Source organism: Stenotrophomonas sp. 59, from assembly GCF_030291095.1.
GTDB lineage: Bacteria > Pseudomonadota > Gammaproteobacteria > Xanthomonadales > Xanthomonadaceae > Stenotrophomonas > Stenotrophomonas maltophilia_Q.
In genome coordinates, this window is sequence record NZ_CP127408.1 from 3,996,043 (window position 1) to 4,022,519 (window position 26,477).

A 26,477-nucleotide genomic window follows, 5' to 3' on the forward strand; every position below is an offset into this window, starting at 1 on the left:
CCCCGGCAACACTGGCGCGACGGCAGCAGATGGAGCAGGCAAGCGAGGATCGCCCGCGTGGCACCCACCTCGCCCGACGTCTCCGGATTCACCACTGAATGCGATGGACCGGCCTCTCCCCGCCCCGGGGAAGCGGCCGGCCCAAGGGAAGCAAGCGATGACGACGGCAGTACACAGTGGCTTGACCGATCTGGTCATGGATGCGCAGCGCTACCTGCGCCGGATCCTGCCTGGCCTGGCCTCGGTGGTCGGCCCCGTGGGTGCGGCACGCTTCATCCCGCAGACCATGGCCTCGCGCTATCACATCGCCGAACTGACCCTCTATGGCGAAACACCGGCAATGCTGGCAGTTCCACGCGTCCCGGGCGAATCCAGCAGCCGCGTCATCCAGGATGTGAAAGTGCTGCGCTCGGCGGCAAAGGCCATGGTGCTGTATGTCTCGCCGTACCTCACCCCCACCCAGCGCAGGTTCCTGGTCGAGAACCATATCGACTTCGTGGTACCGCACAACCAGCTGTACGCCCCCAGCCTGGCGATCGAGTTCCGCGATGCGCCCGACCACGAGAAGAAGGCCATTTCGCTGCTGCCTTCGGCGCAGGCCGTGCTCATCCACGTGCTCCTGTCCGGCCAGGCACGCTGGTGGTCACCGCGAGAGATCAGCCGCGCTGCCGGATACACCTCGATGACCGCGTCGAGGCTCTCCGCTGAACTGGTCGGTCGCGGACTGGCGGAACGCTCCACCGGCGGACGCGAACGCTTCCTGAGACTCGCCGGCAGCCGCGGGGAGGTCTGGGCGAGAGCACAGCCGTTCCTGCGCTCACCCGTGCTGAAGGAAGTGGAGGTCTGCTGGGAACAGGTCGCCGACGTCCTGGCCCGACATGCTCAATCCGCCCCCCAGGCAGGGACGGACGCGATGCTTGCGGTGCCGTCGGAAGACCAGGGCATCACACGCGCTCTGTACATCGATGCCTGGCGGAAGCTGGGGGCACTGCCTGCAGCCGGACCCCACTGCACGCGCAGTGGAACGCTGCAGATCTGGTCGTATCCGCCGGCCTTCACCGGCAGCGGTGACCGCGTGGACCCGCTGTCGCTGTACCTGAGCCTGCAGGGCAAGCGCGGCCACGACGCCGATGCGCTGGAGCTGGAGGTGGAGCGGGCGCTGTGCGGGACGACATGCAGCGGCTGAGGTACGCGCGAGTCCGGCCCGACCGCGTCAGGACACCTCGACGCCACTTCCCATCGTCGCGCGCTTTGCTGCGTACTCGGCGAACACCACACCGGATACCGCCAGCACTCCGCCTGCCAGCACCCAGCCACTGAGCGATTCGCCCAGCAGCAGCACGGCCAGTGCGGCGGTCACGATCGGCACCAGGTTGAAGAAGCCGGAAACACGCGCTGCGCCCAATCGTGACAATCCGGTCATCCAGGTCAGCGGGGCCAGGATCGACGCGCATACTGCCGCAAACCCGATGCAGCCGACCGCAGTGAGATTGTTCACCCCGGTACCGACCAGCAGCTGCACCGGCAACAGGATCAGCGACGCGGCAGTGGCCTGCAGGAACAACGATTCCAGCACCGACAGCGGAATCTTCCAGCGCTGCATCAGCACGTTGTAGGTGGCGAAGGCCAACGCACCGATCAGCATGATCGCATCACCACGGTTCAGGCCCTGGGCGGCCAGTCGCGCCAGGTCGCCCTGCGAGACCACCGCCACCACGCCGATAGTGGAAATCACCGCACCGGCAATGGAGGTACTGCGCACAGGATGACCCATGAACACGCGCGACAACGCCAGTGCGATCAGTGGAATCAACGCCTGGATCACGCCCATGTTGGTGGCCGAGGTGAAGTGCGCCGCATAGTACGCAAGGCACTGGTACATCACCCCACCCAGGCACCCCAGCACCAGGAAGCGGCCAAGGTTGGCGCGCACGGTCTGCAGGTTGTTGCGCAGCCGCGGCAACGCGAAGGGCAACAGGACAATGGCCGCCACCAGCCAGCGGAAGAAACCAATATCGATGGGACCGACCGAGCCCGAGGCCAGCTTGGTCACGATGGTGTTCGCGCCCCACAGCAGGCAGGCAAGTATCGGGAAGAGGTAATTCAAGAGCGTGGGTGTACGTGGAAGAGTGGCAAGCGTACGCTTGGCGCATATCGAGGACATCCTGAAAATGCGTCACTCCGACCCCGGGTTGCGGCAACCCATGGAGCCGATTCCCACCTTCCGCCAGCTGCCTGGCCCGATCTACTTCCGGCAGGGTTCAATGGAGCCCACCGACTGGGGCACCCACAGCCATCCATGGGGCCAGTTCAACTTCGTCGCGCAGGGAGTGATGGAGATGAAGATCGACGGTGAGTGGATGGTGTCACCGCCCCACTACGCGATCTGGATCCCACCGGGAATGCCCCACTATTCGCGCAACCGGTCGCGGCTGGCCTATCGCTCGGCCTACCTGTCGCCGGCGTTGTCACGCCGCCTGCCCGAGCGTTGCAGTGCGCTGGAAGTCAGCCCGTTGCTGCGCGAGCTGCTGCACGAGCTGGCGCGGCAGGGCGTGACCGATCCCCGGACGCCCGCCCATCGCCGCATGGCCGCGGTGGTGATCGACCAGATCGTCAGCGCTGCGGTACTGCCCAGCTTCCTGCCGATCGCCAGCAGCGATGCGTTGAAGCAGGTGATGGCGTACATCGAGAAGCACCTGTCCGCAGCCGAGTCGGTCGCCGATATCGCGCAGCGGCACCACATGAGCGTGCGCAAGCTGGAACGCCTGGCGCGCAGTGAACTGGGCATGTCGCTCGGTGACTGGCGCGGGCGGGTAAAGTTCGTGCGCGCCACCGAGGCGCTGTGTACACGCCGGCCGATCAGCCGGATTGCCGAAGAGCTGGGCTACTCCGGCGTCAGCGCCTTCGCCGAGATGTTCAAGCGGCACGCGCAATGCACACCGGACCAGTACCGGAAGCTGCATCGGGCGGGGTGAGGGGCGACGTCAGCTGCCACTGCGCTTGGTAGCAGCTTTCTGGCGCGCGTACCGTGGCGCCAACGCCAACCGTTCGATGCCCAGCAGGATGCCCATGAAAAGAAGCAACGCGGGCAGCCAGTAGAACAGGAACGCGACAATCTGGAACCCCCAGTTGTTCGCATATAGATCGGGGCTGGGCGGACCCGCCAGGAACGCCTTCGCACTCACGTAGAACCACACGGAGGACAGGAGCAGCGCAACCAGCAGCTGGGCCACGGCCAGCATCCAGAAGGGGGGTAAGCGGAAACGAGCCCGCATGGCATCCTGCCAGTGAAGAAAGCCAGCAATTGTAGGCCTGGCCTGCGCACAGGCCAACCACGGGTGTCGATTTCCCGCCCCGTCGTTCGTCGGAACAGAAGAAACAGGCCTTCCCGCCTGCAGGAGCGCCCCGATGTCCCCCATCCTCACCGCCTTCGCCACCTCCCCCGACCGCGGCCAGGGCCTGGCCCGTGACATGCGCGTGCGCTGGGCACTGGAGGAGCTGGACGTGCCCTATGACGTGCAGCTGCTCACCTTCGCCGAAATGAAGCAACCCGCGCACCTGGCGCGGAATCCCTTCGGACAGATTCCGACCTGGCAGGACGGCGACCAGGTCCTGTTCGAGTCCGGCGCAATCGTCCTGCACCTGGCCGAGCTGCACCCTGGCCTGCTGCCGCGCGCTCCGGACGCGCGCATGCGCGCGATCATGTGGGTGTTCGCTGCGTTGAATACGGTGGAGCCGCCCATCGTCGAGCGTTCCATGGCGTGGGTGCTGGAGCGCGAACAGCCCTGGTATGCACAGCGGTTGGTGATGCTGGACGAGCGCGTGCGGATGCGTCTCTCACAGCTGTCCGCGTGGTTGGGCGCGGCAGCGTGGCTGGACGGCGAGTTCAGCGTGGGCGACCTGCTGATGGTCTCGGTGCTGCTGCGCCTGAAGAGCAGTGGCCTGCTCGACGAGTACCCGCTGCTGGTTGCCTATGTGGCACGGGCGACGCAGCGTCCCGCCTATCAGCGCGCGTTCGCGGCGCAGCTGGCGGTATTCCAGAACGGGTAGTTCCACGCCACGCGTGGAAACACTCAGCGCAACCTGCGCCGGCAGGCGGCCTGCACCAGCATCAGCTGCGCCACCAGGATCAGCATCGCGCAGCCTGACAGCAGCCACGGGTCGATGTACCACTGCGCGTTGAAACTGAAATCACCGGCGGAAATGCGCTTCCAGCCGTTGAAGTGCTGCATCGCCGCGACCACGAACGCGAAGCCGCCACTGGCGAATGCAAGCCAGGGCACGACGATGCCGCCCGGCCGCGCGAACAATGTCAGCACGCCCAGCACACCGATCACCGTGCGTTGTACGCGGCAGTACGGGCAGACATAGGCCATCCCGCTCCACTCCACCGCCCACGCCAACAGGCTGACCAGCACGGCCGCGCCTGCGGCGGTGTACAGGACTTTCGGCGTGATCGTCATGCCACCCTCGTGTGCCATCCCGTGCTCCTTGATTGAAAGACCCGGGCAGCGTAGCAGTGCCGCAGCCTCATCCCTTCTTGATGACGGTCCGCTTGCCGATGGTGCTGGTCTTGCCGGCGGTCGGCTTGGCCAGGCCAGGAATCAGGAAATCGGTGGCCTTGTGGCCCATCGACACCTTGGACGCCAACCAGCGCGGCATGCGCCCGCGACCGGTCCAGGTCAGGCGCTTGTATTCCGGGTCGCGATACTTGGGCGCGACTTTGCCGGATTTCCGGCGGGCGGGCTTGCGGGCGGGCGCAGGTGTTTCCGAGGCTTCGCCACCGAAGAGTTCTTCGAGGGTGTAACCGGCCTCCGCCGCGGCGGCCTTCAACATCCGCCGCACCGCGCTGGCCGGGCGGCGGCTGGAAATGAGCTGTTTCCGCTGTTCAGCGGCAACCACCAAGGCGCCCAGCTCCCGAAGGCTGAGCGATTCAATATCGATCGTCATGGTGGAAAGGTCTCCTGCGGGCGGCCAGCTGTCAAGGCGCCTTGCCCGGTACGTAGACACGGGCTTCACTGCCGGTGGGCTCCGATCGCCTTCGCCAGCCATCTCCGAGGAACCCGACGTGAGCAACTCACCGCATTCGCTCGCCTACCTGCTTGCGCGCATCCTGCTGATGGCGCTGTTCCTGGTATCCGGCATCGGCAAGCTCGGCGACCTCAACGGTACCCAGGGCTACATGGAAGCCATGGGGGTACCCGGCATCCTGCTGTGGCCCACCATCGCCTTCGAGATCGGCAGCGGCCTGTGCATCCTGCTGGGCTTTCAGACCCGGCTGGTGTCGGTCGTGCTGGCAGGCTTCAGCCTGGTCACCGCCTTCATCTTCCACCACAACGTTGCCGACCCGACCCAGCAGATCATGTTCCTGAAGAATCTGGGATTGGCCGGTGGGTTCCTGCTGCTGGCCTGCACCGGGGCCGGGCGGTACAGCATTGATGGGCGCAGGCGGCGTGGGTGATGTTCATCACTGTGCGCGCCGCCTGATCCGGAAATGATCCCGGTAGGCCGAAGGGGACATGCCAACGACGCTCTGGAATGCCTTGCGGAATGCGCTCACATCGTCGTATCCCAATGTCGAGGCCAGTTGTGCAACAGGGATATCGCCGAGCTGCAGCGCGTCCCTGGCCTTGGCCATCCTGACCTGCCGGATGTAGTCAGCCGGATTGAGTCCCGTGGCCTTCTGGAATCGCCGGATGAATGTTCTTTCGGTCAGGTGGGCACGCTCAGCCAGGGTACTGACCGTGTGGCGCAATCCGGGTTCGGCAAGGATGGATCGCTGGACAGCCAGCAGCGCTGCGTCATCGTGATCCAGCTTTGGCAGGAATCCCTGCAGTGGCCGCTGGTCCTGCCGGATTCCGTCACTGAGCATGAAGCGTGCCGTTGCCAACATCACGCTGGAGCCCATCGTGCGATCGACGATCAACAGGCCCAGATCATTCCACGCAAGGATCGCGCCTGACGTAATGACGTCGCCATCATCGATGACGACGTTCTCGGTGGTCACCTGGACGTCGGTGTAGGTGCCGGCAAGCAGGCCCGCGAACGCCCAGTGCGTCGTGACCCGTCGCCGTGCAAGCAGGCCGGTCTGGGCAAGCACGAAAGCACCCGCGCAGACGGAGCACATGATCGTGCCGCCTGAATGGAGCGTTTTTAGCCACTGCGCCTCGTTTGGCATCGCGGACATGCGCTCAGGCATCGCCACGCTCGGCGGCGAGATCACGAAGCCAGGGGCGTTCACATCGCCGGGATCGCTGTCCCAGCAACATTCCATGCGGCCCGATTGCGGGTTCCATTGCCAATGCGTCACCCGGATGAAGCACCGCCGGTCATCGTCGTGAGGATACGCAGCCCATTCATTCGCGATCCGGAACAGATCGGTCAGGCCGTGGATGGCCGCCATCTGGCAATCCGGGTAGATCAGCAGAGCGACTTCGATCCGCTTGTCAGTTTCGATACCCATGAATGTCACCTCCGCCAATTTCAATTGATACAGCGCTACCCAAGAATGGATTCGGACGGAGTGATGGCCGCCTCAGCATAGAAGGAATCGCGTGCCTGGGGCCAGTCCCGCGACACGCACCGTCAGCGTCCCTGCTCCTGCACCGATGCAGGTCGCCGCGACGCAGGACGTTCTCCAAACCCAACAGCGAGGAACCTTGAAATGGCTACGGTTACCACCAAAGACGGCGTCGAGATCTTCTACAAGGACTGGGGTCCGCGCGACGCCAAGGTCATCCATTTCCATCATGGCTGGCCGCTCACCGCCGACGATTGGGACGCGCAGATGCTGTTCTTCGTCAACAAGGGCTACCGCGTGGTCGCGCATGATCGCCGCGGTCACGGCCGCTCCAGCCAGGTCTGGGACGGGCATGACATGGACCACTATGCCGACGATGTTGCCGCCGTGGTCGAGAAGCTGGGCACCCAGGGTGCCATGCATGTGGGCCATTCCACCGGCGGCGGCCAGGTGGTGCGCTACATCGCGCGCCATGGCGAGAAGAACGTGTCCAAGGCGGTATTGATCAGCTCGGTGCCGCCGTTGATGGTCAAGACCGCAGCCAACCCACAGGGCACGCCCAAGGAGGTCTTCGACGATTTCCAGGCACAGCTGGCCGCCAATCGTGCGCAGTTCTACCACGACGTACCGGCCGGACCGTTCTACGGCTACAACCGCCCCGGCGCGAAGCCGTCGGACGCGGTGATGTGGAACTGGTGGCGGCAGGGCATGCAAGGCTCGGCCAAGGCGCACTACGACGGCATCGTTGCCTTCTCGCAGACCGATTTCACCGAAGACCTGAAGGGCATTTCCATTCCGGTGCTGGTGATCCACGGCGATGACGACCAGGTGGTGCCGTATGCCGACTCCGGCGTCCTTTCCGCGAAGCTGGTAAAGAACGGCACGCTGATCACCTACGAGGGTGCACCGCACGGCATTCCGACCACGCACGCCGACCGGATCAACGCCGACCTGCTGGCGTTCCTGGAGAGCTGATCGTGAAGGATCCGGGAAGTGCTTCAGGCACTTCCCGGACCATCCGGCAGGCGGATTCCATTCGCGGCAACGAATGCGCGCGACGCATGCCAATAGGCCTGTGGTGGCGTGTGCAGCTCCGGCTGCGACCAGTAGTCATCGAGGTGCAGCGCACCCATCACGCCGCCCCATGCAGCACGCGCATCGTGGACGCGCATCCGCCAACGATGATGCGGCGGAAAGTAGGCGTAGTGTTCGAGCGCCTGTTGCTGCACCTGCTCTTCGGCAATGCCTGCCTGATGGATCAGCGTCCACGCATGCATATGGCGGGCGTGGGCAAGCGCACCGAGATACTCGTCCTCATCCAGCAAGGGAACCGACTCACCGCGAGCCAGGCACAACGCATCCGACTCGGTGTCGTACGCCAGCGAAGGCTGCGCCAGTTCCGGGTTCTGGTGCCAGTACCCTTCACCCAACACGTGCAGCATCGCCCAGTGCCAGGGCTCGTCGTGGAAGATCAGTGCGTGCTCGTACTCGCAGCCGGGGGCCTGGTCGGGATAGCGTTGGCGTGCGTGTTCGATTGCCAGTTCTTCGGCAACCTGACCGTAGCGCATCAGGCACCAGGCAAACAGGTGCCGGCTGTCTTCGATCTCGGTGGTGAAGTCTTCCACCTCTGTGTTGGTGTCAGGCATGTTCGATCCTTGTCTGCGGATCAACTATAGTCGGAGCGGCGGGATGCGCAGGCAGGCAACAATCCGCAGTCGGTCGTGCGGGGTCGAGCCCATCAGCAACCGCAAAAACAAAGTAAACAGTGATTTGATTGATATCCAATCCATTTCAATCCACTTTTGACTCACTAATCGACTCACTTCCCGAGCATCTAGGCCGTGGGATTCACCAGCCACTGAGAAGCCGCAGCCAAACTGGCAAACTCACACGCGGCCGCATCTCGCGGCCCCACACAAGGGAATTGGCAATGTTAAGGAAGCTTTTGCTCGCCGCATCGATTGCGATCATGGTCGTGCCAGCTGCGCAGGCCCAGACCGCCCACCACGAGTGGATCACCGTGATGGAAGAACATTTCGACGAGCTGGGATTGACGAACTGGATTCCCTGGGAAGGGGACATTCTCCATCAGAATGGAGGCCAGCCCTACAGCTACACGCCTGGCAACGCGTTCGTATCGCAAGGCAATGTCATTCTTCGTGCAGAGCGGCTCACAAACGGAGAATTGCAGACCGGAGGTATCTACTATCCGCGCTATTTTGCCTACGGACGGTTCTCAGCCCGCGTGAAGATGACCAATACGCCCGGCGTCATTCCCGCATTCTGGTTGCAGTCGCACGCTCCCCGCTGCGCGGAGATCGACATTTTCGAGGCAACTGGCCTGAAAAAGTCCAATCCACGGGCGATCAATTCGCAGCACTACTGGTTCCTGGACCCAACCAACTGCGGTAATCCCAGTTCCACGACCATTTACGGAGAGACAGCGCTGGAATGGTATGGAGATGACTATTCTGCCGGATTCCACGTTTTCTCAGCGGAATGGACGCCCGAGCACGTCGCCTACTTCGTCGACGGTGTAGAGGCTTTCCGCGCAACCCGCAACATTCCCAGCCTGCCGATGCTGGTGAACGTGAATGCCAATATGGGAACACCACCGGTCGACAGCTACGTCGAGAACCGCATCAATGCGGCCACCGTGTTCCCTGCCGATTTCGTCGTGGATTGGGTCAAGGTCGAGCAGTTCGCTCCTCGCGCATGCCCCGCCCGTGGCGATCATGCAGGAAGTCTCCGCCGCGCCAACGGCAGTTGCGCCGCGGTGCGCTCGGTGGACTACAACGGTGATGGTGGCGGCGACGTCATCCTGTACAACCCATCCTCTGGTAGCGCTTCGGTGGCGACCGGACAGCTGGCCCCCCATGCGGGCCTGGTGACCCATTCCCTGACGGATGCCCCCTCGGCGCCATGGGCAACCTCGGCCAAACTGGTCAGTGGCGACTTCGACGCCGATGGCTTCTCCGATCTGCTGGTGCACGGCGGCGACGGTAGCGTACGGCTCCACTATGGACGTCCTGACGCTCGATTCACCGAACATCTTCCATCACGCACTGCATGGAATGTGGGCAGTCAATTGATGGCAGGAGATTTCAACGGTGATGGACGGAGCGACGTACTCATCCTGCAGGATAGCGGCGCTCTCGAGATCCGCTATGGAGGCAATGATCGCGGGTTGCGCTTCGCCCCACAATCACAACGGCAGGTCGCCCTGGGCAGCCGCCCACATGTTGGCGACTTCAATGGCGACGGCCTTGATGACCTGTTGCTGTATGGACCCAACGGTGAGGTCGACTTTTTTTACGGGCAGGCCACCGACGGACTGCGCGCGGAACCCGGCCAGCATGATCAATGGCGGGCGGGCCATACATTGAAGATTGCGGATTTCAACGGCGATGGATACAGCGATGTGCTGATCTATGCCGCCGACGGAGCCACTGAGATCCGCTATGGGCAGATGAACGCCGGTTTGCGCTTTGCACCGAGCACGGCCGATCTATGGTCCACCGGGCACACGCTGTTGACGGGTGATTTCAATGGCGACGGCAGAGACGACGTCCTGATCTACGCGACGAACGGACACTCGGAGATCCGCTACGGCCAAGCCAGTGATGGTCTTCGGTTCTCCGCGCAGAGCGTCTCCAACTGGAGCCCCGGGCATCACTTGCTGACCAACGACTTCGATGGCGACGGGCGGACCGACGTGGTCATCCAGTCGGCGAATGATGATGTGGAAATCCGGTACGGGCAGGCAGCCGATGGCTTGCTGTTCTCACCAGCTTCCGCAACCCGCTACAACCCTGGCTGGCGCTTGCATACAGGAACCCGCTGAACCATGTGCCCCGATTGCGAGGAGTCGCGATCGGGGCCTTTGTCCATGAACACCCACTCAAGGTCGTGACACTCAGCGTGCTGCATGGACGGCTCCAAGCCAGCGACCTCAAAGAGAAGAAGGGTCGGAGGGCGGTCGGTGGCCGTCTGCTGATCGGGATTCACCAACAGGGACTGGGGGTGTTTGCCTCCCGGGTCCGTTAGCTGCGGTCGAATGCGAAGAACACATGAGTCCGAGTCGCCCAATCTTCGAGGCTTCTGCTCAGGCCTTTCTGCTTGCTTCGATCATGACGGGCCCAGAGTGGCAGGCTGATCATTCCCGGAGCCGCCTAAGCGTGGTTGCCCATCTTGAACTGAGCTCTGCCGTGAGGTGATCTTTGCTTGGTACTTACCTCGTGCAGAGATCCGTCAAGTGTTTCTGAGATGAAACAACTTAGAAATTGACGGATCCCAGCTCGCCGTGGAAGAGTCTCACATAACAACCAGGGGGCAGGGATGCGAATTGATACCACGGAAGTTGCGATCAACTCATGCTGGCGCGCAGTCGCAACGATTGCGCTCGCGACAGGGATCATCTGCACCGCGCAGGCACAGCAGGCCGTGCAGCAGCCCTATCAGGAATATGACAAGAAGCTTCGCTCGGCAGAGCAGGTTGCTGCACTGACATCAGAGCTGTTCGGCGACGCGGTCAATGTATATGACCAGAGCGGATACTTCAGGCAGACCGATATCGACCTGGCAGGTAACAACGCACTGCCGGTCCGTCTTGAACGCCGATTGAATGTTAGGCCCATTCCCGAGTACGGCTTGTCACCGTTGATCTATGGTGGCGCGGGTGACTGGAACATCGATGTTCCCTTCATCTCCGGCGTGTTCGATTCCCAGTATGGGTGGACCTATCGAGGTTCTCGGAAAGTTCCTCGCTGCAGCGCCAACTTCATTCCCTATACGCCGCCGCCATTCCGGATTGAAGACATCTGGTCTGGCTATACGGTCAATCTTCCCGGGGAGGGGGCCCGGTCGCTGATGGGTGATCCACCTGCCAGCCTGAAGCCAGCCAGTCGTCAAAGCGAGAACTGGAGTTGGACTACCAGTGCAATGGATACCGTCAGCTGCACACCGATGATTGCCGGATTGGAGGGAGAAGGCTTCATCCTGCAGACCACATCGGGCATCAAGTACACCTTTAACGTTGGCACCGAGCGCGTTGTGGGTCTGATGGGATCTATCGGCGCCAACGCTGCCCAGGCACGCTTGGAGATCTATCTGCTGGCCAGTCGTATCGAGGATCGTTTCGGCAACAGCGTCAGCATCAGTTACAACGGGAACGGCCATCCGACCAGCATCACGTCCAGTGATGGGCGTTCGATCACGTTGAACTATGCAGGGAATCGCCTGCAAAGCGCCTCGGCAAATGGCCGCACTTGGACTTACGGGTATGCAGGCAACTCGCTGCAGCGGGTTACCCAGCCGGACGCCGCCTGGTGGGAGATCAACCATCTCTCCGACATGCGTATCGTCTATGAGAACTGGCCGGAAGACCCCTCTCAGGGATGTGGAAGTCCGCCTCTCCGGGATAAGATCTATACACTTCAGATGAAGCATCCATCTGGCGCGATCGGCACATTCTCCTTCCGGAACGGGCGAGGCTATCGGGCAGGAGTTCCTGCGAGTTACTGCATCAACGAGGCGCGCGATGGCCAGATGATTCAGTATCTCGCCATTGCCAATTACTTTGATAATTTTGGCCTGGTGGAGAAGACCATTGAGGGTCCGGGCGTTGCTCCCATGCGCTGGACATATACGGACAAGGGGGATTACCAGGATTATTGGGCGGGGAACGGCTCCTACTGCAGCACCTGCACCCAATCCAAGGCGGTGAGAATCACGCAGCCTGACGGAAGCTGGATCGAAGAGATCTACGGAATTGTCTTCCGGTTCAATGAAGGGAAGCTTCTTGGTCGGCGTGTCGGCAACGCAGCAGGAACGGTACTCGAGTCTGAAGACCTGACGTATGTTTCAGATGCACAGATGCCTTCGATGCCCTTCCCCGATCGCTATGGCTGGACGTGGGGAGGTAACGACGGCAGCTCGGCACTGCTTAGGCCGCTGCAGCGACGTCAGGTCACGCGCGATGGTGTGACGATGACCTGGCAGGCCAACTCCTTCGACAACTATGGCCACCCAGCGAACGTCACCCGCAGCAGCTCACAAGGTGCCAGTCGTACCGATATCACCGGTTACTACAACGATACCAATGCGTGGCTCCTTGGCCAGGTGTCCAGTCAGACCAACAACAACACTGGCCTGATCGAACTGCAGACCACCTACAACGCCAAGGCGATGCCGACCGAGCAGCGGCGCTTCGGCAAGCTTCTGCAGACCCTGAATTACCATGCAGACGGCAACGTCGCCAGCTTTGCCGATGGCCGCGGCAACAGTACGACACTTAACAACTGGAAACGGGGCATTCCGCAGTCGATTGGCTTTGCCGATGGTTCATCGATGTCGGCCAGCGTGGACGACAATGGCTGGATCCGCTCGGTGACCAATGAGCTGGGTTACCAGACAAGTTTTGACTATGACGCGATGGGTCGGCAGACCCGCAAGGCCTTCGCACAGGGCGATACGGTGGCGTGGAACCCGACCATACAGATCTTCGAGCGTGTAGATGCCGTGGAGCATGGGCTGGGTGCAGGTCATTGGCGGCTGACGACCAATACCGGCAATCGGAATAAGGTGACCTGGTTCGACGCGATGTGGCGGCCGGCATTGACCCGTGAGCAGGATGCCAGCAACCCGGCAGCAACCCAGCGCTACCAGCGATTTACCTACGATCATGCCGGCCGTACAACGTTCCAGTCGTACCCAGATTCGGCCAGTAATCCGAGCACAGGACAGTGGTCAGAGTTTGACGCACTGGGCCGTACCACTTCCAGTTCCTCCGACAGCGAGTTGGGCCTACTGACGACAGTCACCGCCTATCTTCCCGGCATGCGCGTGAGGACAACTGACGCCCGCGGACAATCGAGTACGACACTACATCGGGTGTATGACACGCCGGGCTACGATATGCCTGTTGCCATCGAACATCCGGGCGGTGCATTCACGGACATTGGCCGTGATGTGTTCGGCAAGATCACCTCAATCAAGCGGCGCGACGCCAGTGGCAGTATCGCCCTCACGCGATCCTATGTGTACAGCCCGCAGCAGGAACTGTGCAAAAGCATCGAACCGGAAACCGGGGCCATGGCCATGGGCTACGATGCTGCCGGCAATCTTTCCTGGTCGGCGGCAGGGCTTCCGCAGGGAGCGGTCGACAACTGCGACGCTTCTGCGGCACACGCATCAGGGCGCCGGATCGATCGGACGTATGATGCCAGGAACCGCCTGAAGCAATTGGTATTTGCTGATGCCAGTGGCGATCAGGCGTGGCAGTACAATGGCTCAGGGCTGCCCACCCAGGTGACCACCAGCAATCCGTCTGGCAAAGCTGTCACCAACACCTATGCCTACAGCAAGCGGGGCCTGATCATCGGGGAGACTCTGCAGCAGCCGGGCGGCGTCAGCTGGTCCATGGGATATGGATACGACGCCAATGGAGCACTCGCCGTTCTGCAGTATCCCAGCGACTTGCAACTCGCGCTGGCCCCCAACGCATTGGGTCAGCCCACTCGCATCGGATCCTATGCCACGGGCGTCGGCTACTACCCGAATGGCGCTCTGCGTGCATTCAATTACGGCAACGGTATTGCGCACAGCACGGCCCAGAATGGCCGGGGCCTGCCGGCAAGGGCAGTTGATGCTGGAGTCCTCGATAACAGCATTGTCTACGACAAGAACGGCAACGTAGCCAGTATTACCGATGCGATTATTCCGGCCAAGTCAAAGCAGATGCAGTATGACGCGCTGGATCGCCTGACACAGGCAACGTCAGCATCCTTTGGCGGCGACACGATCTACCGCTATACCTACGACGTGCTGGACAACCTGCGCAGTGCCAAGCTGGGCGGTGTGAAGCAGCATAACTACTGGTATAACGCCCGTAATCGGATGACCAACGTAAACCGCGATGATGGCAGTGCAATCGTTGGCCTGGACTACGACGTTCAGGGAAATCTGGCCAAGAAAAATGGTGAGGCATTCCGGTTTGATCTGGGCAACCGTCTGCGCGATGCGGCCGGGCGGGAGACCTACGCCTATGACGCGCACGGTCGTCGTGTGGGCAGCTACAGCAGCCAGGAGGGCGACATTCTCTCGTTCTACGGGAATGATGGAGTGCTGCGAAGGCAGGACAACAAGCGCACGATGAAGGAGATCGAGTACATCAGCTTGGGAACTCACTTGATAGCCCAGATTGAGAAGAGCACCGGTCTTGCCGTGCCGCGCCTCTCGGGACCGGCGACCGTGGAAACCGGCAGCTACACGCTGTCATGGAGTACTGTTGGGCAGGCCTCACGCTATGAACTTCGTATGACGGCCAATGGCGGGCTGAGTTGGAGCACCCTGTATACGGGCAGTGTTCTGTCCTATGCGCTCACGGGTGTCCCCAAGGGCGCGAGGCAGTACCAGGTTCGTGCCTGTGATGCGAAGGGGTGCAGTGCTTGGAGCGTCTCCACATTCGTGCGGAATCTCCCTATTCCTGTTCCAAGTGTTGCTCCAACGATGTCTGGGCCTGCGGTATCGACGGGAAGCTACCTTTTGAGCTGGAATGAAGTGCCGGATGCAACGTTCTATCGCCTGCAGGAGCAGGCTCAAGGTAGCAGCTGGTCGGTGATCAGCGACGGTGCAACGGCCTCTCATTCGTTTGGCAGGCGTCTACCCAATCGTTATCAGTACCGTGTCGCGGGTTGCAGCGAAGGTGGGTGCGGTCCGTGGAGCGAAACAATTACCCATGATGTGCGGCTGCCTCCGCCACCTGTTCCGACTAATGTAAAAATACGTACGGTAAATCTGGACTGGAATTCAGGATCTGAGGCCTCCTGGCTTCCATCGGTTGGTGCAAAGTACTATGAGATAAGGGAGTACGAACCCGCTTGGGAGAACATCCCGGAGTGGAACAATGTCTACAGCGTTGGACTGGTGCTGGAGAAAGTGTGGGATGGACTCTTCCTGGGAGACATCTATGTCAGGGCTTGCAACGAATCCACTTGTTCGGATTGGGCGATTGCAGTCTGGGAGAAGCGCTAGGATGTGCAATGAACCATTTGCTGTGGCAGCCCGAAAACTGGTGCTGTTCGCATCCATGCTTGTTGTCGGGCCGGCAATTGCCCAAACGGTTACCTACATCCACACCGATGCCTTGGGCTCGGTTGTGGCCGAGACCGATGCCAATGGCACTGTGGTCAAACGCTATGACTACGAACCCTATGGGGCGGTGGTGGGGGAGCAAGTCACGGATGGGCCGGGCTACACCGGACACGTCAGCGATTCGGCAACTGGCCTGAGCTACATGCAACAGCGGTACATGGATCCGCAGCTGGGCGTATTCCTCTCAAGCGACCCAGTCTCTGCGTATGGCAGTCCAGTGGGCCAGTTCAACCGATACAGGTACGCGAATAGCAACCCCTATCGATTCATAGACCCTGATGGACGTGAGAGCGGTGCTGCGTTTCGAGTAGTCAACAACATCACCAATGGTGGAGCCGTTCTGCCCCCGCCTCGCAACTCCAGCGATTGGATGGGGCCTGCCATCGGATACTCCTTAGCAGGCGTGCTTGCACTTCCCGCAGCTGGATTCGCTGGCTCTTGGGCACTAGCCAATCCAAGCACCGCGAGCTCAATTGGGTCTGCTGTTGCGGATATTGGAATGGGCGATGCTCTAGGTGGCGCATCTCTCTCTGCCGGATCAGTAGCCTTGTATCGGGCAGTCGACGCAGCAGAACTCGCTAGTTTGAACAAGTTGGGGCATTTTGCTGCAGCGCCGAATGGGGATAGCGTCAAGCGATTCGTCAACAACAGGCCAGACGCGGAAGCGCTCGCCAAAGCCTACACGAGGGGGTTTGGCTCCACTCATACCGTCGTCGAAGGGCGTGCACCCGCCAGCCTCGTCAAGTCGGCCGAACGCACCGAATTCAACGACACGGGCAAAGCTATGGAGAGCATTGCAATTCCCAGCTCGCAGGTGAACAAGGTGATCTGCACTGGATCTCATATCAAACAAACAAGTTGCTGAAGATGACTATCCCCTACCCCAACCTCCCCCCATTTCGCGCAGAACTCCACCTTGATCTAGTGGACTCCCGAGGACGTCCCGTGGTCGCTATGGAGGCTTCAACTGCTCGGCCCATGGCGCTATCGCTGGACCGAAAACCGACTTGGTACACCTTTGTTATCAACGACAGAATCGTAAAGAAGATATCGCCAGGACAGACCGTAAGCTGCGCAATTTCATTTGTTAACCATGAAGACGCCGGAGTGATCTTTCACCAATCCGCATCGATTCTGTTTGGCGATGGAGTCTGCACCAGAGGCGTCATTCGGATAGTCGCCTTCGGCTAGAGCACGTACATCCCGCCGCAGCGGGAGCGAGCACGATAGCGCCGCGCTACACCCTTGGGATGGCGCCCTTCGCACCGGATGGCTCACCTTTGCCTGTCCAGGCAAAGGTGAGATTGTTGTGAGTCGTCCGGGGCCTCTCGCCCGCCGGCACACAGCCTGACTCACTTTCCTGTGGATGCAAGTGGACGCCGCTGAATACCGCTGGATGCGGCCATGAATCAAGCACCACGATGGCTTCAGGGACGCCATTGGACGTCAATATGGTGGGCCCACCAGGATTCGAACCTGGAACCAAGGGATTATGAGTCCCCTGCTCTAACCGTTGAGCTATAGGCCCGGCGCAGCGCCACAGTGTAGTGGAGGCCGTGCTCGATCGGCTACCCGGCAGCAGCAAGAGCCTCAGCAACACGCCCCAACCGCTTCTCCGCCACCTCCGCAAACCACACCTGCCGCCGCAGGTGTGCCTGGAACAGCGCCACCGTCCTCCTGGCCTCTTCCAGCGCCTTCTGATCGCTGCCGCCAAGGCCCCAAACCAGTTCCGCACCAGACAGCGTCAGCAGCGCATAAGTCGTGCGGCTGGCAAATCCCAGCCGATCCTCACGCTCTTCCTGCGTCACCTCATCCCAATCAAGCAGCGACGGAAAATCAGTCTGCAGGAAATCAGACAGATCGTGCTCCACATCATTCATGGCGTTACTCCAGATGCATGACGAATCTGTGCAGCACGCCATATGTGATGTACGAGACCTGCTGCGCGCTTGCATCAGCGCCGGTGATGACCGGACCGCCTACGTGATGTGTTGAGCATCTGCACGGCCAGCGTGCAGTCGCCGCAGGAAGAATTCAAACGGCATAGGCGACATCGGAAAGATTCGCCGGGCATGGCCCGGCGCTACCAAAGAAAAACCCCGCACCAGGCGGGGTTTCTCTCAACGCTTCAACAACCGCCGGATATCAATCGATATCCAGGAAGCTGCGCAGCTGCTCCGAACGGCTCGGGTGACGCAGCTTGCGCAGGGCCTTCGCTTCGATCTGGCGGATGCGCTCGCGGGTCACGTCGAACTGCTTGCCGACCTCTTCCAGCGTGTGGTCGGTGTTCATGTCGATGCCGAAGCGCATGCGCAGCACCTTGGCTTCCCTCGGGGTGAGGCCGGCCAGCACGTCGCGCACGGTTTCAGACAGGTTGATGTTGGTGGTGTTCTCGATCGGGGACTCCACGTTGGTGTCCTCGATGAAGTCGCCCAGATGGGAATCCTCGTCGTCGCCGATCGGGGTTTCCATCGAGATCGGCTCCTTGGCGATCTTCATCACCTTGCGGATCTTGTCTTCCGGCATGTCCATTTCCTTGGCCAGCTCCTCCGGCGTAGCCTCGCGGCCGTACTGCTGGAGCATCTGGCGGGAAATGCGGTTCAACTTGTTGATCGTCTCGATCATGTGCACCGGAATACGGATGGTGCGTGCCTGGTCGGCGATCGAGCGGGTGATCGCCTGGCGGATCCACCAGGTGGCGTAGGTCGAGAACTTGTAACCGCGGCGGTATTCGAACTTGTCCACGGCCTTCATCAGGCCGATGTTGCCTTCCTGGATCAGGTCGAGGAACTGCAGGCCGCGGTTGGTGTACTTCTTGGCGATCGAGATCACCAGGCGCAGGTTGGCCTCGACCATTTCCTTCTTGGCCTTGCGCGCCTTGGCTTCACCATAGGCCATGGCACGGCTGATTTCCTTCAGCTCTTCCAGGTCCAGCTGGGTCAGCGTCTCGATGTCGATCGTCGCCTGCTGTTCGGCAATGATCTGGTCCTTCACTTCGCGCAGGGCCGAGGACCACTTCTGCTTGCGCTTCAGTGCGTCTTCCACCCACTCCAGGTTGGTCTGGTTGCCTTCCCAGGAACGGATGAAGTCCTTGCGCGGCATGCGGGCAGTGACGGTGGCCAGGTTCAGCACGCGGCGCTCGTGGGCCTTGATCGACGCCATGGTGTCGCGCAGCTGCTTGGTCAGCACATCGGTCAGCGGCAGCGGCAGCTTCAGGGTGACGAACACCGCCGACATTTCTTCGCGCAGGCGCGGCAAGTTCTTCTTGTCGCCCTTGGTCGCGGCCTTCTTGAAGGCGTTGAAGGCATCGCTCAGCGCCTGCATGCGCGCAGCGACTTCCTCCGGATCCGGACCGGTCGGTGCGGCTTCTTCATCGCCGCCGTCGACATCATCGTCCTCGTCCTCGTCGCCCTCGGCGTCGGCATCGTCGCTGTCATCAGCGGCGGCCGCGGCCGGTGCCGGCGCTTCGTCCGTCAGGTCGTTGAAGCCGACGATCACTTCGGCCAGGCGCTTCTTGCCTTCCTTGTGGGCTTCGTAGTCGGTCAGCAGCGACTCGACCGACACCGGGAACTGGCCCAGGGCAGCCTGGACCTGCGAAAGGCCTTCCTCGATGCGCTTGGCGATGGCGATTTCGCCTTCGCGGGTCAGCAGCTCGACGGTGCCCATTTCGCGCATGTACATGCGCACCGGGTCGGTGGTACGGCCACCTTCGGTGTCGAGCGCGCTCAGCGCGGCGGCAGCTTCTTCGGCCGCGGTGTCATCGACTTCGCGGTTGCCGGTGTTGCCGTCGTTGAGAAGCAGGGTTTCCACATCCGGCGCAACTTCATGGACATCGATGCCCATGCCGTTGATCATGCCGATGATGTCTTCGATCTGTTCCGGGTCGACCATGTCGTCCGGCAGATGGTCATTGACTTCGGCGTAGGTCAGGTAGCCCTGTTCCAGGCCCTTGCTGATCAGTTGCTTGATTTCGGATTGGGCAGGACGTTCGTTGGCCATGTAGTGCTCGCGCCACCGGCTAGGGAGAAATAGGGAACGTAGCATTATACCAGCCCGGGGCCCCGCCTGCCGGGCGGTGGTCCCGCAGGCTCAGGGCCGGAGAAGGAAGGTCACGGGACCGTCATTGACCAGGCTGACGACCATATGGGCACCAAATCGGCCCGTTTCCACCCCTGGCGCGTGATTTTCACGACAGATCTCGACAAAACGATTGAACCCGCGTTCAGCCTCGTCCGGCGGCGCGGCCGTGGTGAAGCTCGGCCGCATGCCCGAACGGGTGTCGGCGGCCAGGGTGAACTGGCTGACCAGCAGCAGGCCGCCGCCGGTATCGCGCAGCGAACGGTTCATCTTCCCGGCCTCGTCGGCGAACACCCGGTAGCCCAGCAGGCGCTCGGCCATCCGCCGCAGCTGGGCCTCGGTATCGCCCGGCTCCATGCCGACCAGGGCCAGCAGGCCGGGCCCGATCTGCCCCACGGCTTCCTCATCGACATGGACGGCGGCCTGGCTGACACGCTGGATCAGGACGAGCATCGTGGGCTTCCAATGAACAGGGCCGGCCACGATAGCAGCGCCCTTGGCTAAACTGGCGCCGATGAATCCGCAACGCAAAGCCCGGCTGGTCTACCGCGCCACCACCCTGTTCGCCCGCCTGCCCTGGCCGCTGCTGCGGGCGTTCGCGCGCGCCCTGGCGTGGGCGTGGATCGCCCTCAATGCCCGCGAGAGCCGTGTCACCCGGCGCAACCTGGAGCTGGCCTACCCCGAGCTGGACGGCGCTGCCCGCGACCGGCTGCACCGGGAGCTGCTGCGCTCCACCGCCCTGCAGGCCATCGAAACCCTGCGGCTGTGGAGCCAGACGCCGGCCGACAACCTGCGCCTGCACCTGAAGCAGCGCCATGGCGAGGCCCTGTACGACGCGGCGCTGGCCAGCGGCAAGGGCGTGATCGTGGCCGCCCCGCACTTCGGCAACTGGGAGCTGCTGAACCAGTGGCTGGCCTCGCGCGGGCAGATCGCCATCGTCTACAAGCCACCGGAGGACGAAGCCAGCGATGCCTTCCTGCAGCTGGTGCGCGGCGGGCAGAACGTGCAGCAGGTGCGCGCCGAAGGCCCGGCCGTGCGCCAGCTGTTCAAGGTGCTCAAGGACGGCGGCGCCACCGGCATCCTGCCCGACCAGCAGCCCAAGGCCGGCGATGGCGTGTTCGTGCCGTTCTTCGGCGTGCAGGCGCTGACCATGACCCTGGTCAACCGGCTGGCCGAACGCACCGGCGCCACCGTGCTCTATGGCTGGTGCGAGCGCATCGGGCCGGACATGGAATTCGCCCTGCACATCGAGCCGACCGACCCGGCCGTGGCCGATCCGGACCCGCAGGTGGCGGCCACCGCACTCAATGCCGGCATCGAACGCATCGCCCGCCGCGACCCGGCGCAGTACCAGTGGACCTACAAGCGCTATACGCTGCGGCCACCGGGCAGCGACGAGGAAGACCCCTACGCGACCGAAGAGCATCCCCACTGACGGCGACCCGCCCAGGGCCTCCCGGTCCCTGCGACCGGCGGCCGCACCGCGTTGAATTCGATGCCGTCGCCCCCATAGAGACTGCGATGTCCGCCTCCCCCGGTCCTGCCATGTCTGCTGCTTCTTCCCTGTTCGGCGATCCGGCCGCGATCCGCTGCGAGCGCGCGGTTGCCGAACTGCGTGCCGGTCGCCCGGTGCTGCTCCACGATGGCCAGGGCCAGCGCCTGGCGGTGATCGCGCTGGACAGCGCCACGGCCAGCAGCTTCGCCGCCTTCGCCACTGCCGCCCGCGAGCGCCACTACCTGTTCCTGACCGCCACCCGTGCCCGCGTGCTCGGCGTGGAGGCACCGCAGGGCGCGCGCCTGCCGCTGAGCGGTGTGGCCTTTGATGCCCTGCCCTCGCTGGGCTACCTGCGCGAACCCGGTCCGATGCCGGAAGGCTGGAGTGCCGGCGACGCCTTCGATGCCGGGGCGGTCGAGCTGGCCCGCCTGGGCCTGCTGCTGCCAGCGATGGTCGCGGTGCGCCTGGACGTCGATGACCATACTTTCGACGGTGCGGCCGAGGTGGCCCTGTGCGACCTGGCCGAAGGCGCTGCACATGCGGCCCATGACTACGAACTGGTAGCTCGTTCGCCGGTGCCGCTGCGCGACGTCGGCATGACCACCTTCGCAGTCTTCCGCGGCGGCGTGGCGCAGCGCGACCAGGTCGCGATCATCGTCGGCGAGCCGGACCTGTCTGCAGTGGTGCCGGTGCGCGTGCATTCTTCGTGCCTGACCGGCGACCTGTTCGGCTCCCTCAAGTGCGACTGCGGCGACCAGCTGCGGCGCGGCCTGCGCAAGCTGAAGGAGCTGGGCGGTGGCGTGCTGCTGTACCTGGACCAGGAAGGCCGCGGCACCGGCATCGCCGCCAAGATGCGCGCCTATGGCTACCAGCACGACGGCCTGGACACCATCGACGCCGATGCGCAGCTGGGCTTCGGTGCCGACGAGCGCCGCTACGGCAGCGCCGTGGCCATGCTGCGTGGCCTGGGTATTTCGCGCGTGGCGCTGCTCAGCAACAACCCGACCAAGGCGCAGCGCCTGCGCAATGCCGGCATCGAAGTGCTGGACTGCATTCCGGTCACCGGCGAGATCACTGCCGAGAACGAGAACTACCTGCGCACCAAGGCCGACCGTGCCGGCCACCTGCTGGATGTCGATGCGCTGATCCAGGCTGCCCAGTAACGCAGCCGACCTGCTACCGTCTGCGCGGTGCGGCCATGGCCGCTACCGCCCGCCCTGCTGCCTGACGGAGCCCGCGTGACCGACGCCTCGATTCCTGCACCACCTGCCACCGATTGGCAGTCACTGCCGCAACGTGCAGCCCGCCTGGCCGCACTGGAAGGCGCCTTCGGTGGCCTGTTCGTGCCGGGCCTGCCACTGGCGGCGGCGGCGTGGTTCTTCGATCTGCCCGGTGGCCTGTGGACCGCTGCAGCCGGGCTGCTGATGGGTGTGGCCTTTGGTGCATGGCTGGGCCGTCGACGCCTGGTCCGCACCCGTTGGCGGCTGGACGCACAGGGCCTGGGCCTGCGCCGCGACCTCATGTGGCAGCTGGAAACGCGAATCCCGCTCTCGCGAGTGCAGCATCTCGATCTGCGGCGGGGCCCGCTGGAGCGCCGTGCCGGGCTGGCCACGCTGATCGTGCACACCGCCGGCACCCGCATGAGCGCGGTGACCGTGAGCGGCCTGGACGAGGCCGACGCCGAACGCCTGCGTGACACCCTGTCCCACCAGCTCGACCAGGACGCCGACGCCCTGTGAGCCTGCCGCCCCCCCTGCCTGCACCGCTGCCCGCCGGTACCGAGGACCACCGGCTGCACCCGTGGTCGTGGCTGTTCGTGCTGCTGATGCAGCTGCGCCACTACTTCCTGCCGCTGGTCGCGCTGCTGGTGTTCGGCCAGCGCGGCGACCGCGATCCGATGTGGGCGCAGCTGATTCCGCTGACGGCAATTGCCGCGCTGGTCCTGGTGTCGGTGCTGCAGTACCTCAGCTACCGCTACCGCATCGGCAGCGACGCGATCACCGTGCGCAGTGGCCTGTTGGCGCGCAACCGCCGCGAGATCCCGTTCGCCCGCATCCACAACGTGGAAGTGCGGCAGAACCCGCTGCACCGCCTGTTCGGCGTGGCCGAGCTGCGCCTGGAATCGGCCGGCGGTGTGCGCCCGGAAGCGGAGATGCGGGTACTGAAGCTGGACCAGGCACTGGCGCTGGAACGGCTGGTCCGCCAGCGCGGGCAGGCGCCGCAGGCCGACGACGCCGTGGATGCGCCGCCCATTGCCGACGTCGACAGCGAACACGTGCTGCTGCGACTGTCCAGCTGGGACGTGGTGCGCATGGGACTGCTCTCCAACCGCGGCTGGGCACTGGCGGTGGCCGCGTTCGGCGTGCTGTTCCAGACGGTGCCGCGGCCAGTGATGGACGATGCCATCCAGCGCGGCGGCCGTGAGGCCTTCGGCTATGCCAGCCACCTGCATCCCGGCGTGACCGGCGCCTTCCTGCTGGTGGCGGCAGCGCTGCTGCTGGGCTGGCTGGCGCTGCGCATGCTGTCAGTGGTGCTGACCCTGTTGCGTTACCACGGCTTCACCCTCGTCGAGCAGGACCGCCGCCTGACGGTGTCGGCCGGGATGTTCAGCCGCACCCGCAGCAGCGTGGCACGTCGCCGCATACAGGCCTGGACCCTGCGCGAAGGCACCCTGCAGCGCTGGTTCGGGCTGCGCCAGCTGCGCATCGACAGTGCCGCCGGTGGCCCTTCGCGTGATGAGGACCGCGCCCTGCGCGAACTGGCACCGCTGGCAACCCGCGAACACTGCACACAGCTGGTGCAGCACCTGCTGCCCCAGCTGCACTGGCCGCCGGCGCAATGGCAGTCCATTCCGCAGCGCGGCTGGTGGCGGCTGTGCCTGGGCGCGCTGCTGCTGGTGCCGCTGCTGGGCGTCGCCGCGTATTGGCGTTGGGGCCCCTGGGGCCTGGTCGTGCTGGCCTGGCTGCCGGTCGCACTGCTGGTCGCACACCGGCAGATGGCACGCATGGGCTGGTATCTGGACGAGCACTATGTGGCCGTGCGCGGCGGCTGGTGGAAACGCTGGTGGCGCTGGGCCGAGCTGGACAAGGTGCAGGGCCTGCGCCTGCAGCGTTCACCGCTGGACAAGCTGCTGGGCACCAGCAGCCTGCAACTGGATACCGCCGGTGCACATGGCGACGTGGCACTCACCCTGCATCATCTGCCGCAGGCACAGGCACAGCAGGCTATGGATCAACTGGCGGCCGCGCTGGCGCGGCGCAAGCTGCGCTGGTGATGCGGGCATCCACGCATGGCGTGGATCTACTGTAGAGCCCAGCGTGGGCTCGGCTCTACATCCCCCCGATCACCGCTGCGAGGGGCCCCAGTAGCCCAGATCCTTGCGGATCTGCAGGTCGCGCATCCAGCTGCCGAACGGCTTGCGGCGCAGCGCTCCCATCTCACCGGACAGGAAATCCTCGGTGGCCGCGATCACCCGCTCGCTGGAAAGGCCATCGCGGTACGGGTGGATGGCACCGGCGTAGCGCACGATCTCCGCCTGCAGCGCGGCATCCGGGTGCAGCGCGCGCTGCAGCATCGCCGGCAGCTGCGCCGGGTCGTCGAAATCAATCATGTGCGGCTTCGGCACGCGGTTGCGGAAGGTCACCACCGGCTTGTGCTGGACGATGAACTCCGAAACGATCGACGAGGTGTCCGACACCAGCACATCGGCGGCACGCTGCGCGGCCATCACCTGCTCCGGCTCGATGAAGCGGGCATTGCCATCGGCCAGCGCGCGGTAGCGCTCGAACAGTTCCGGCGGACATTTGGGATGCAGGGTCAACAGCCAGTAACGCCCACCGGCCGCGATATCGGCGGCGATCTGCGCATGCAGGTGCGGGGCCGCACTCAGCCGCTCGGTGAAAGTCGAGCCGAACAGGATCACCGGGCGATCGCCGGCCGGCGCGCGCAGTGCGGCGCTCTCGCCACCGTCATCGCGGAACAGCGGGTCCAGCTTCGGCCAGCCGGTCTCGGCCACCGCGAAGTGGCCCTGCTGGGCCGCGATCTCGCGGAACGGCGTCGTGGTGGCCGGCCCCTGCGTGCAGTACAGGTCGAACATGCCGCGCACCCGGAAGTGGCCGCGCGCACTGTCGCGCTTTTCCACATTGAAGCCATGGAACAGCTGTACCTTGGCCCCCGAAAGGAAGGTCGGCACCCAGTTGGCCGCGCTGAATACCGCCCGCGGGCGCATTGCCAGGGCCTGCTTCAGGCCGACGTTGGGCACCCCCGGCAGGCTGCTGCCGGCCGCGCCGCCTTCGAACCAGGCCGCAACCTCCTGCCCAGACGCGTGCAACGCCTGCGCCAACGGGGCGAGAATAGGCAGCGCATAGCGCTCCGTCGCAAACAACAGGTACCCGGCCATCATGTCCTCCACGACCGCTCCCATCGAACGGCCTCGCATCTCGGCGTGCATTATCGCGTTCAACGAGGCCGGGCGCATCGGCGACTGCCTGGCCTCGCTGGCCTTCTGCGATGAGATCGTGGTGGTGGACTCGCAGTCCACCGATGCCACCGTGGCCATCGCCGAGGCGGCCGGTGCCCGCGTGCTGCAGCGCGTGTTCGAGGGCTTCCGCAGCCAGAAGGCGTTCTGCGTCGAGCAGGCCAGCCACGACTGGGTACTGTGCCTGGATGCCGACGAGCGCATCAGCCCCGAGCTGCGTACGGCCATCGAACAGGCCCGTGACGGCGGCTTCGCCGGCCACGCCGGCTACCGTTTCGCCCGCCTGTCCGAATACTTTGGCAGGTTCCTGCGCCACGGCAACGCCTACCCGGACCGGGTGATGCGCCTGTTCGACCGCCGCCAGGGCGGCTGGCGCGGCAAGCGCGAGATCCACGAGGCGGCCAGCGTCGACGGCAGCGTCGGCACCCTGCGCGGCGATCTCATCCACTACCCCTATCGATCATTGCAGCAGCAGCTGGCCAAGACCGAGAAGTACGCGCGGATGATGGCCGAGCACGAGTTCGCGCGTGGCAAGCGCGCCACGCTGGGCAAGCTGGTGCTGGCCCCGGCCTGGCGGTTCTGGCGCGGCTTCCTGTTCCGGGGCGGCTTCCGCGACGGCTGGCACGGCCTGGTCTATGCCTATGTGCGTGCCAACTACGTACGGCAGAAGACCATCATGCTGTGGATGCTGGGCAACGGCCAGGCGGTCGCCGACCCTCCGGCCCCCGTGGAACGGCCCTGAGCCGGCTGTGTCA

The 26,477-nt window shown here is 63.6% G+C and carries 23 protein-coding genes and 1 tRNA gene; 13 read left to right on the plus strand and 11 right to left on the minus strand.

Features of this window, described 5'->3' with window-relative positions; all coding sequences use genetic code 11:
* Positions 1–157: 157 nt before the first annotated feature.
* Complete coding sequence (locus QP552_RS18345) at positions 158–1,186, plus strand: hypothetical protein (RefSeq protein ID WP_286074274.1); 1,029 nt, start codon at positions 158–160, stop codon at positions 1,184–1,186.
* A gap of 27 nt (positions 1,187–1,213) precedes the next feature.
* On the opposite strand, the gene QP552_RS18350 is transcribed toward QP552_RS18345, so the two are convergent.
* A complete protein-coding gene (locus tag QP552_RS18350) occupies positions 1,214–2,107 on the minus strand; it encodes a DMT family transporter (protein WP_286074276.1) in 894 nt (297 codons plus the stop codon).
* Positions 2,108–2,171: 64 nt separating this feature from the next.
* On the opposite strand from QP552_RS18350, the gene QP552_RS18355 reads away from it, so the two are divergent.
* Positions 2,172–2,975: a helix-turn-helix transcriptional regulator gene (locus tag QP552_RS18355; RefSeq protein ID WP_111113077.1), complete on the plus strand. Its 804-nt coding sequence runs from the start codon at positions 2,172–2,174 to the stop codon at positions 2,973–2,975.
* Between the two features lie 9 nt (positions 2,976–2,984).
* On the opposite strand, the gene QP552_RS18360 is transcribed toward QP552_RS18355, so the two are convergent.
* Positions 2,985–3,242 carry a hypothetical protein gene (locus QP552_RS18360; RefSeq protein ID WP_286075947.1) on the minus strand — a complete coding sequence of 86 codons (258 nt, stop codon included), beginning with the start codon at positions 3,240–3,242 and terminating at the stop codon, positions 2,985–2,987.
* 166 nt (positions 3,243–3,408) lie between these two features.
* Between QP552_RS18360 and QP552_RS18365 the strand changes: the two genes are divergently transcribed.
* Positions 3,409–4,050: a glutathione S-transferase family protein gene (locus QP552_RS18365; RefSeq protein ID WP_286074278.1), complete on the plus strand. Its 642-nt coding sequence runs from the start codon at positions 3,409–3,411 to the stop codon at positions 4,048–4,050.
* Between the two features lie 23 nt (positions 4,051–4,073).
* On the opposite strand, the gene QP552_RS18370 is transcribed toward QP552_RS18365, so the two are convergent.
* On the minus strand, positions 4,074–4,481 hold the full coding sequence (locus tag QP552_RS18370; RefSeq protein ID WP_106548877.1) for a hypothetical protein: 408 nt from the start codon (positions 4,479–4,481) through the stop codon (positions 4,074–4,076).
* A 49-nt stretch (positions 4,482–4,530) separates the two neighbouring features.
* Positions 4,531–4,950 carry an H-NS histone family protein gene (locus QP552_RS18375; RefSeq protein ID WP_111113055.1) on the minus strand — a complete coding sequence of 140 codons (420 nt, stop codon included), beginning with the start codon at positions 4,948–4,950 and terminating at the stop codon, positions 4,531–4,533.
* Between the two features lie 118 nt (positions 4,951–5,068).
* On the opposite strand from QP552_RS18375, the gene QP552_RS18380 reads away from it, so the two are divergent.
* The gene (locus QP552_RS18380; protein WP_111113054.1) at positions 5,069–5,461 is read left to right on the plus strand and encodes a DoxX family protein; all 393 of its coding nucleotides are present in this window, start codon (positions 5,069–5,071) and stop codon (positions 5,459–5,461) included.
* 6 nt (positions 5,462–5,467) lie between these two features.
* On the opposite strand, the gene QP552_RS18385 is transcribed toward QP552_RS18380, so the two are convergent.
* Positions 5,468–6,463 (minus strand): helix-turn-helix domain-containing protein, encoded by a 996-nt coding sequence (locus QP552_RS18385; protein ID WP_220084392.1) that lies wholly within the window; start codon positions 6,461–6,463, stop codon positions 5,468–5,470.
* A 201-nt stretch (positions 6,464–6,664) separates the two neighbouring features.
* Here QP552_RS18385 and QP552_RS18390 point away from each other — a divergent pair, with 201 nt between their 5' ends.
* Positions 6,665–7,495 carry an alpha/beta hydrolase gene (locus tag QP552_RS18390; protein WP_111113052.1) on the plus strand — a complete coding sequence of 277 codons (831 nt, stop codon included), beginning with the start codon at positions 6,665–6,667 and terminating at the stop codon, positions 7,493–7,495.
* 23 nt (positions 7,496–7,518) lie between these two features.
* Here QP552_RS18390 and QP552_RS18395 read toward each other — a convergent pair whose 3' ends face one another.
* Positions 7,519–8,166 carry a hypothetical protein gene (locus QP552_RS18395; protein ID WP_111113051.1) on the minus strand — a complete coding sequence of 216 codons (648 nt, stop codon included), beginning with the start codon at positions 8,164–8,166 and terminating at the stop codon, positions 7,519–7,521.
* Between the two features lie 284 nt (positions 8,167–8,450).
* On the opposite strand from QP552_RS18395, the gene QP552_RS18400 reads away from it, so the two are divergent.
* The 3 genes from QP552_RS18400 to QP552_RS18410 all read left to right on the plus strand — a co-directional run bounded on the left by QP552_RS18400 (position 8,451) and on the right by QP552_RS18410 (position 16,538).
* Positions 8,451–10,364: an FG-GAP-like repeat-containing protein gene (locus QP552_RS18400; RefSeq protein ID WP_286074282.1), complete on the plus strand. Its 1,914-nt coding sequence runs from the start codon at positions 8,451–8,453 to the stop codon at positions 10,362–10,364.
* Positions 10,365–10,858: 494 nt separating this feature from the next.
* Positions 10,859–15,553, plus strand: a complete 4,695-nt coding sequence (locus QP552_RS18405) for an RHS repeat protein (protein ID WP_286074284.1) — start codon at positions 10,859–10,861, stop codon at positions 15,551–15,553.
* A gap of 1 nt (position 15,554) precedes the next feature.
* On the plus strand, positions 15,555–16,538 hold the full coding sequence (locus QP552_RS18410) for an RHS repeat-associated core domain-containing protein (protein ID WP_258394059.1): 984 nt from the start codon (positions 15,555–15,557) through the stop codon (positions 16,536–16,538).
* A gap of 587 nt (positions 16,539–17,125) precedes the next feature.
* Here the strand turns inward: QP552_RS18410 and QP552_RS18415 are convergent.
* The 4 genes from QP552_RS18415 to dtd form a co-directional block, all read right to left on the minus strand.
* Positions 17,126–17,201: transfer RNA gene (locus QP552_RS18415), tRNA-Ile, on the minus strand.
* A gap of 40 nt (positions 17,202–17,241) precedes the next feature.
* Complete coding sequence (locus QP552_RS18420) at positions 17,242–17,553, minus strand: hypothetical protein (RefSeq protein WP_111113046.1); 312 nt, start codon at positions 17,551–17,553, stop codon at positions 17,242–17,244.
* A 265-nt stretch (positions 17,554–17,818) separates the two neighbouring features.
* On the minus strand, positions 17,819–19,672 hold the full coding sequence (rpoD, locus tag QP552_RS18425) for an RNA polymerase sigma factor RpoD (RefSeq protein WP_111113045.1): 1,854 nt from the start codon (positions 19,670–19,672) through the stop codon (positions 17,819–17,821).
* A gap of 90 nt (positions 19,673–19,762) precedes the next feature.
* Positions 19,763–20,203 carry a D-aminoacyl-tRNA deacylase gene (dtd, locus tag QP552_RS18430; RefSeq protein WP_111113044.1) on the minus strand — a complete coding sequence of 147 codons (441 nt, stop codon included), beginning with the start codon at positions 20,201–20,203 and terminating at the stop codon, positions 19,763–19,765.
* Positions 20,204–20,264: 61 nt separating this feature from the next.
* Here dtd and QP552_RS18435 point away from each other — a divergent pair, with 61 nt between their 5' ends.
* The 4 genes from QP552_RS18435 (at position 20,265) to QP552_RS18450 (ending at position 24,519) form a co-directional block, all read left to right on the plus strand.
* The gene (locus tag QP552_RS18435; RefSeq protein WP_099554591.1) at positions 20,265–21,185 is read left to right on the plus strand and encodes a lauroyl acyltransferase; all 921 of its coding nucleotides are present in this window, start codon (positions 20,265–20,267) and stop codon (positions 21,183–21,185) included.
* An 86-nt stretch (positions 21,186–21,271) separates the two neighbouring features.
* The gene (gene ribA / locus QP552_RS18440) at positions 21,272–22,408 is read left to right on the plus strand and encodes a GTP cyclohydrolase II RibA (protein WP_111113043.1); all 1,137 of its coding nucleotides are present in this window, start codon (positions 21,272–21,274) and stop codon (positions 22,406–22,408) included.
* A 75-nt stretch (positions 22,409–22,483) separates the two neighbouring features.
* Entirely contained in the window at positions 22,484–22,984 is a 501-nt protein-coding gene (locus tag QP552_RS18445; protein ID WP_111113042.1) for a PH domain-containing protein, read from the plus strand.
* Positions 22,981–24,519, plus strand: coding sequence for a PH domain-containing protein (locus QP552_RS18450; protein ID WP_286074290.1), 1,539 nt, complete (start codon positions 22,981–22,983; stop codon positions 24,517–24,519). The genes QP552_RS18445 and QP552_RS18450 overlap by 4 nt, the downstream gene beginning before the upstream one ends.
* A gap of 69 nt (positions 24,520–24,588) precedes the next feature.
* Here the strand turns inward: QP552_RS18450 and QP552_RS18455 are convergent, their stop codons facing one another.
* On the minus strand, positions 24,589–25,647 hold the full coding sequence (locus tag QP552_RS18455; RefSeq protein ID WP_286074292.1) for a CDP-glycerol glycerophosphotransferase family protein: 1,059 nt from the start codon (positions 25,645–25,647) through the stop codon (positions 24,589–24,591).
* Between QP552_RS18455 and QP552_RS18460 the strand changes: the two genes are divergently transcribed.
* Positions 25,646–26,464, plus strand: a complete 819-nt coding sequence (locus QP552_RS18460) for a glycosyltransferase family 2 protein (protein WP_106548887.1) — start codon at positions 25,646–25,648, stop codon at positions 26,462–26,464. The genes QP552_RS18455 and QP552_RS18460 overlap by 2 nt on opposite strands.
* Positions 26,465–26,477: the final 13 nt, after the last annotated feature.

Excerpts from the sequence above, each read along its gene's own strand:
- QP552_RS18375 (WP_111113055.1), bottom strand. The coding sequence starts at position 4,950 with ATGACGATCGATATTGAATCGCTCAGCCTTCGGGAGCTGGGCGCCTTG.
- QP552_RS18435 (WP_099554591.1), top strand. The coding sequence starts at position 20,265 with ATGAATCCGCAACGCAAAGCCCGGCTGGTCTACCGCGCCACCACCCTG.
- QP552_RS18345 (WP_286074274.1), top strand. The coding sequence starts at position 158 with ATGACGACGGCAGTACACAGTGGCTTGACCGATCTGGTCATGGATGCG.
- QP552_RS18395 (WP_111113051.1), bottom strand. The coding sequence starts at position 8,166 with ATGCCTGACACCAACACAGAGGTGGAAGACTTCACCACCGAGATCGAA.
- QP552_RS18455 (WP_286074292.1), bottom strand. The coding sequence starts at position 25,647 with ATGATGGCCGGGTACCTGTTGTTTGCGACGGAGCGCTATGCGCTGCCT.
- ribA (WP_111113043.1), top strand. The coding sequence starts at position 21,272 with ATGTCCGCCTCCCCCGGTCCTGCCATGTCTGCTGCTTCTTCCCTGTTC.
- QP552_RS18385 (WP_220084392.1), bottom strand. The coding sequence starts at position 6,463 with ATGGGTATCGAAACTGACAAGCGGATCGAAGTCGCTCTGCTGATCTAC.
- QP552_RS18360 (WP_286075947.1), bottom strand. The coding sequence starts at position 3,242 with ATGCTGGCCGTGGCCCAGCTGCTGGTTGCGCTGCTCCTGTCCTCCGTG.
- QP552_RS18420 (WP_111113046.1), bottom strand. The coding sequence starts at position 17,553 with ATGAATGATGTGGAGCACGATCTGTCTGATTTCCTGCAGACTGATTTT.
- QP552_RS18370 (WP_106548877.1), bottom strand. The coding sequence starts at position 4,481 with ATGGCACACGAGGGTGGCATGACGATCACGCCGAAAGTCCTGTACACC.
- QP552_RS18365 (WP_286074278.1), top strand. The coding sequence starts at position 3,409 with ATGTCCCCCATCCTCACCGCCTTCGCCACCTCCCCCGACCGCGGCCAG.
- QP552_RS18410 (WP_258394059.1), top strand. The coding sequence starts at position 15,555 with ATGTGCAATGAACCATTTGCTGTGGCAGCCCGAAAACTGGTGCTGTTC.
- QP552_RS18355 (WP_111113077.1), top strand. The coding sequence starts at position 2,172 with ATGCGTCACTCCGACCCCGGGTTGCGGCAACCCATGGAGCCGATTCCC.
- QP552_RS18400 (WP_286074282.1), top strand. The coding sequence starts at position 8,451 with ATGTTAAGGAAGCTTTTGCTCGCCGCATCGATTGCGATCATGGTCGTG.
- rpoD (WP_111113045.1), bottom strand. The coding sequence starts at position 19,672 with ATGGCCAACGAACGTCCTGCCCAATCCGAAATCAAGCAACTGATCAGC.
- QP552_RS18460 (WP_106548887.1), top strand. The coding sequence starts at position 25,646 with ATGTCCTCCACGACCGCTCCCATCGAACGGCCTCGCATCTCGGCGTGC.
- dtd (WP_111113044.1), bottom strand. The coding sequence starts at position 20,203 with ATGCTCGTCCTGATCCAGCGTGTCAGCCAGGCCGCCGTCCATGTCGAT.
- QP552_RS18390 (WP_111113052.1), top strand. The coding sequence starts at position 6,665 with ATGGCTACGGTTACCACCAAAGACGGCGTCGAGATCTTCTACAAGGAC.
- QP552_RS18405 (WP_286074284.1), top strand. The coding sequence starts at position 10,859 with ATGCGAATTGATACCACGGAAGTTGCGATCAACTCATGCTGGCGCGCA.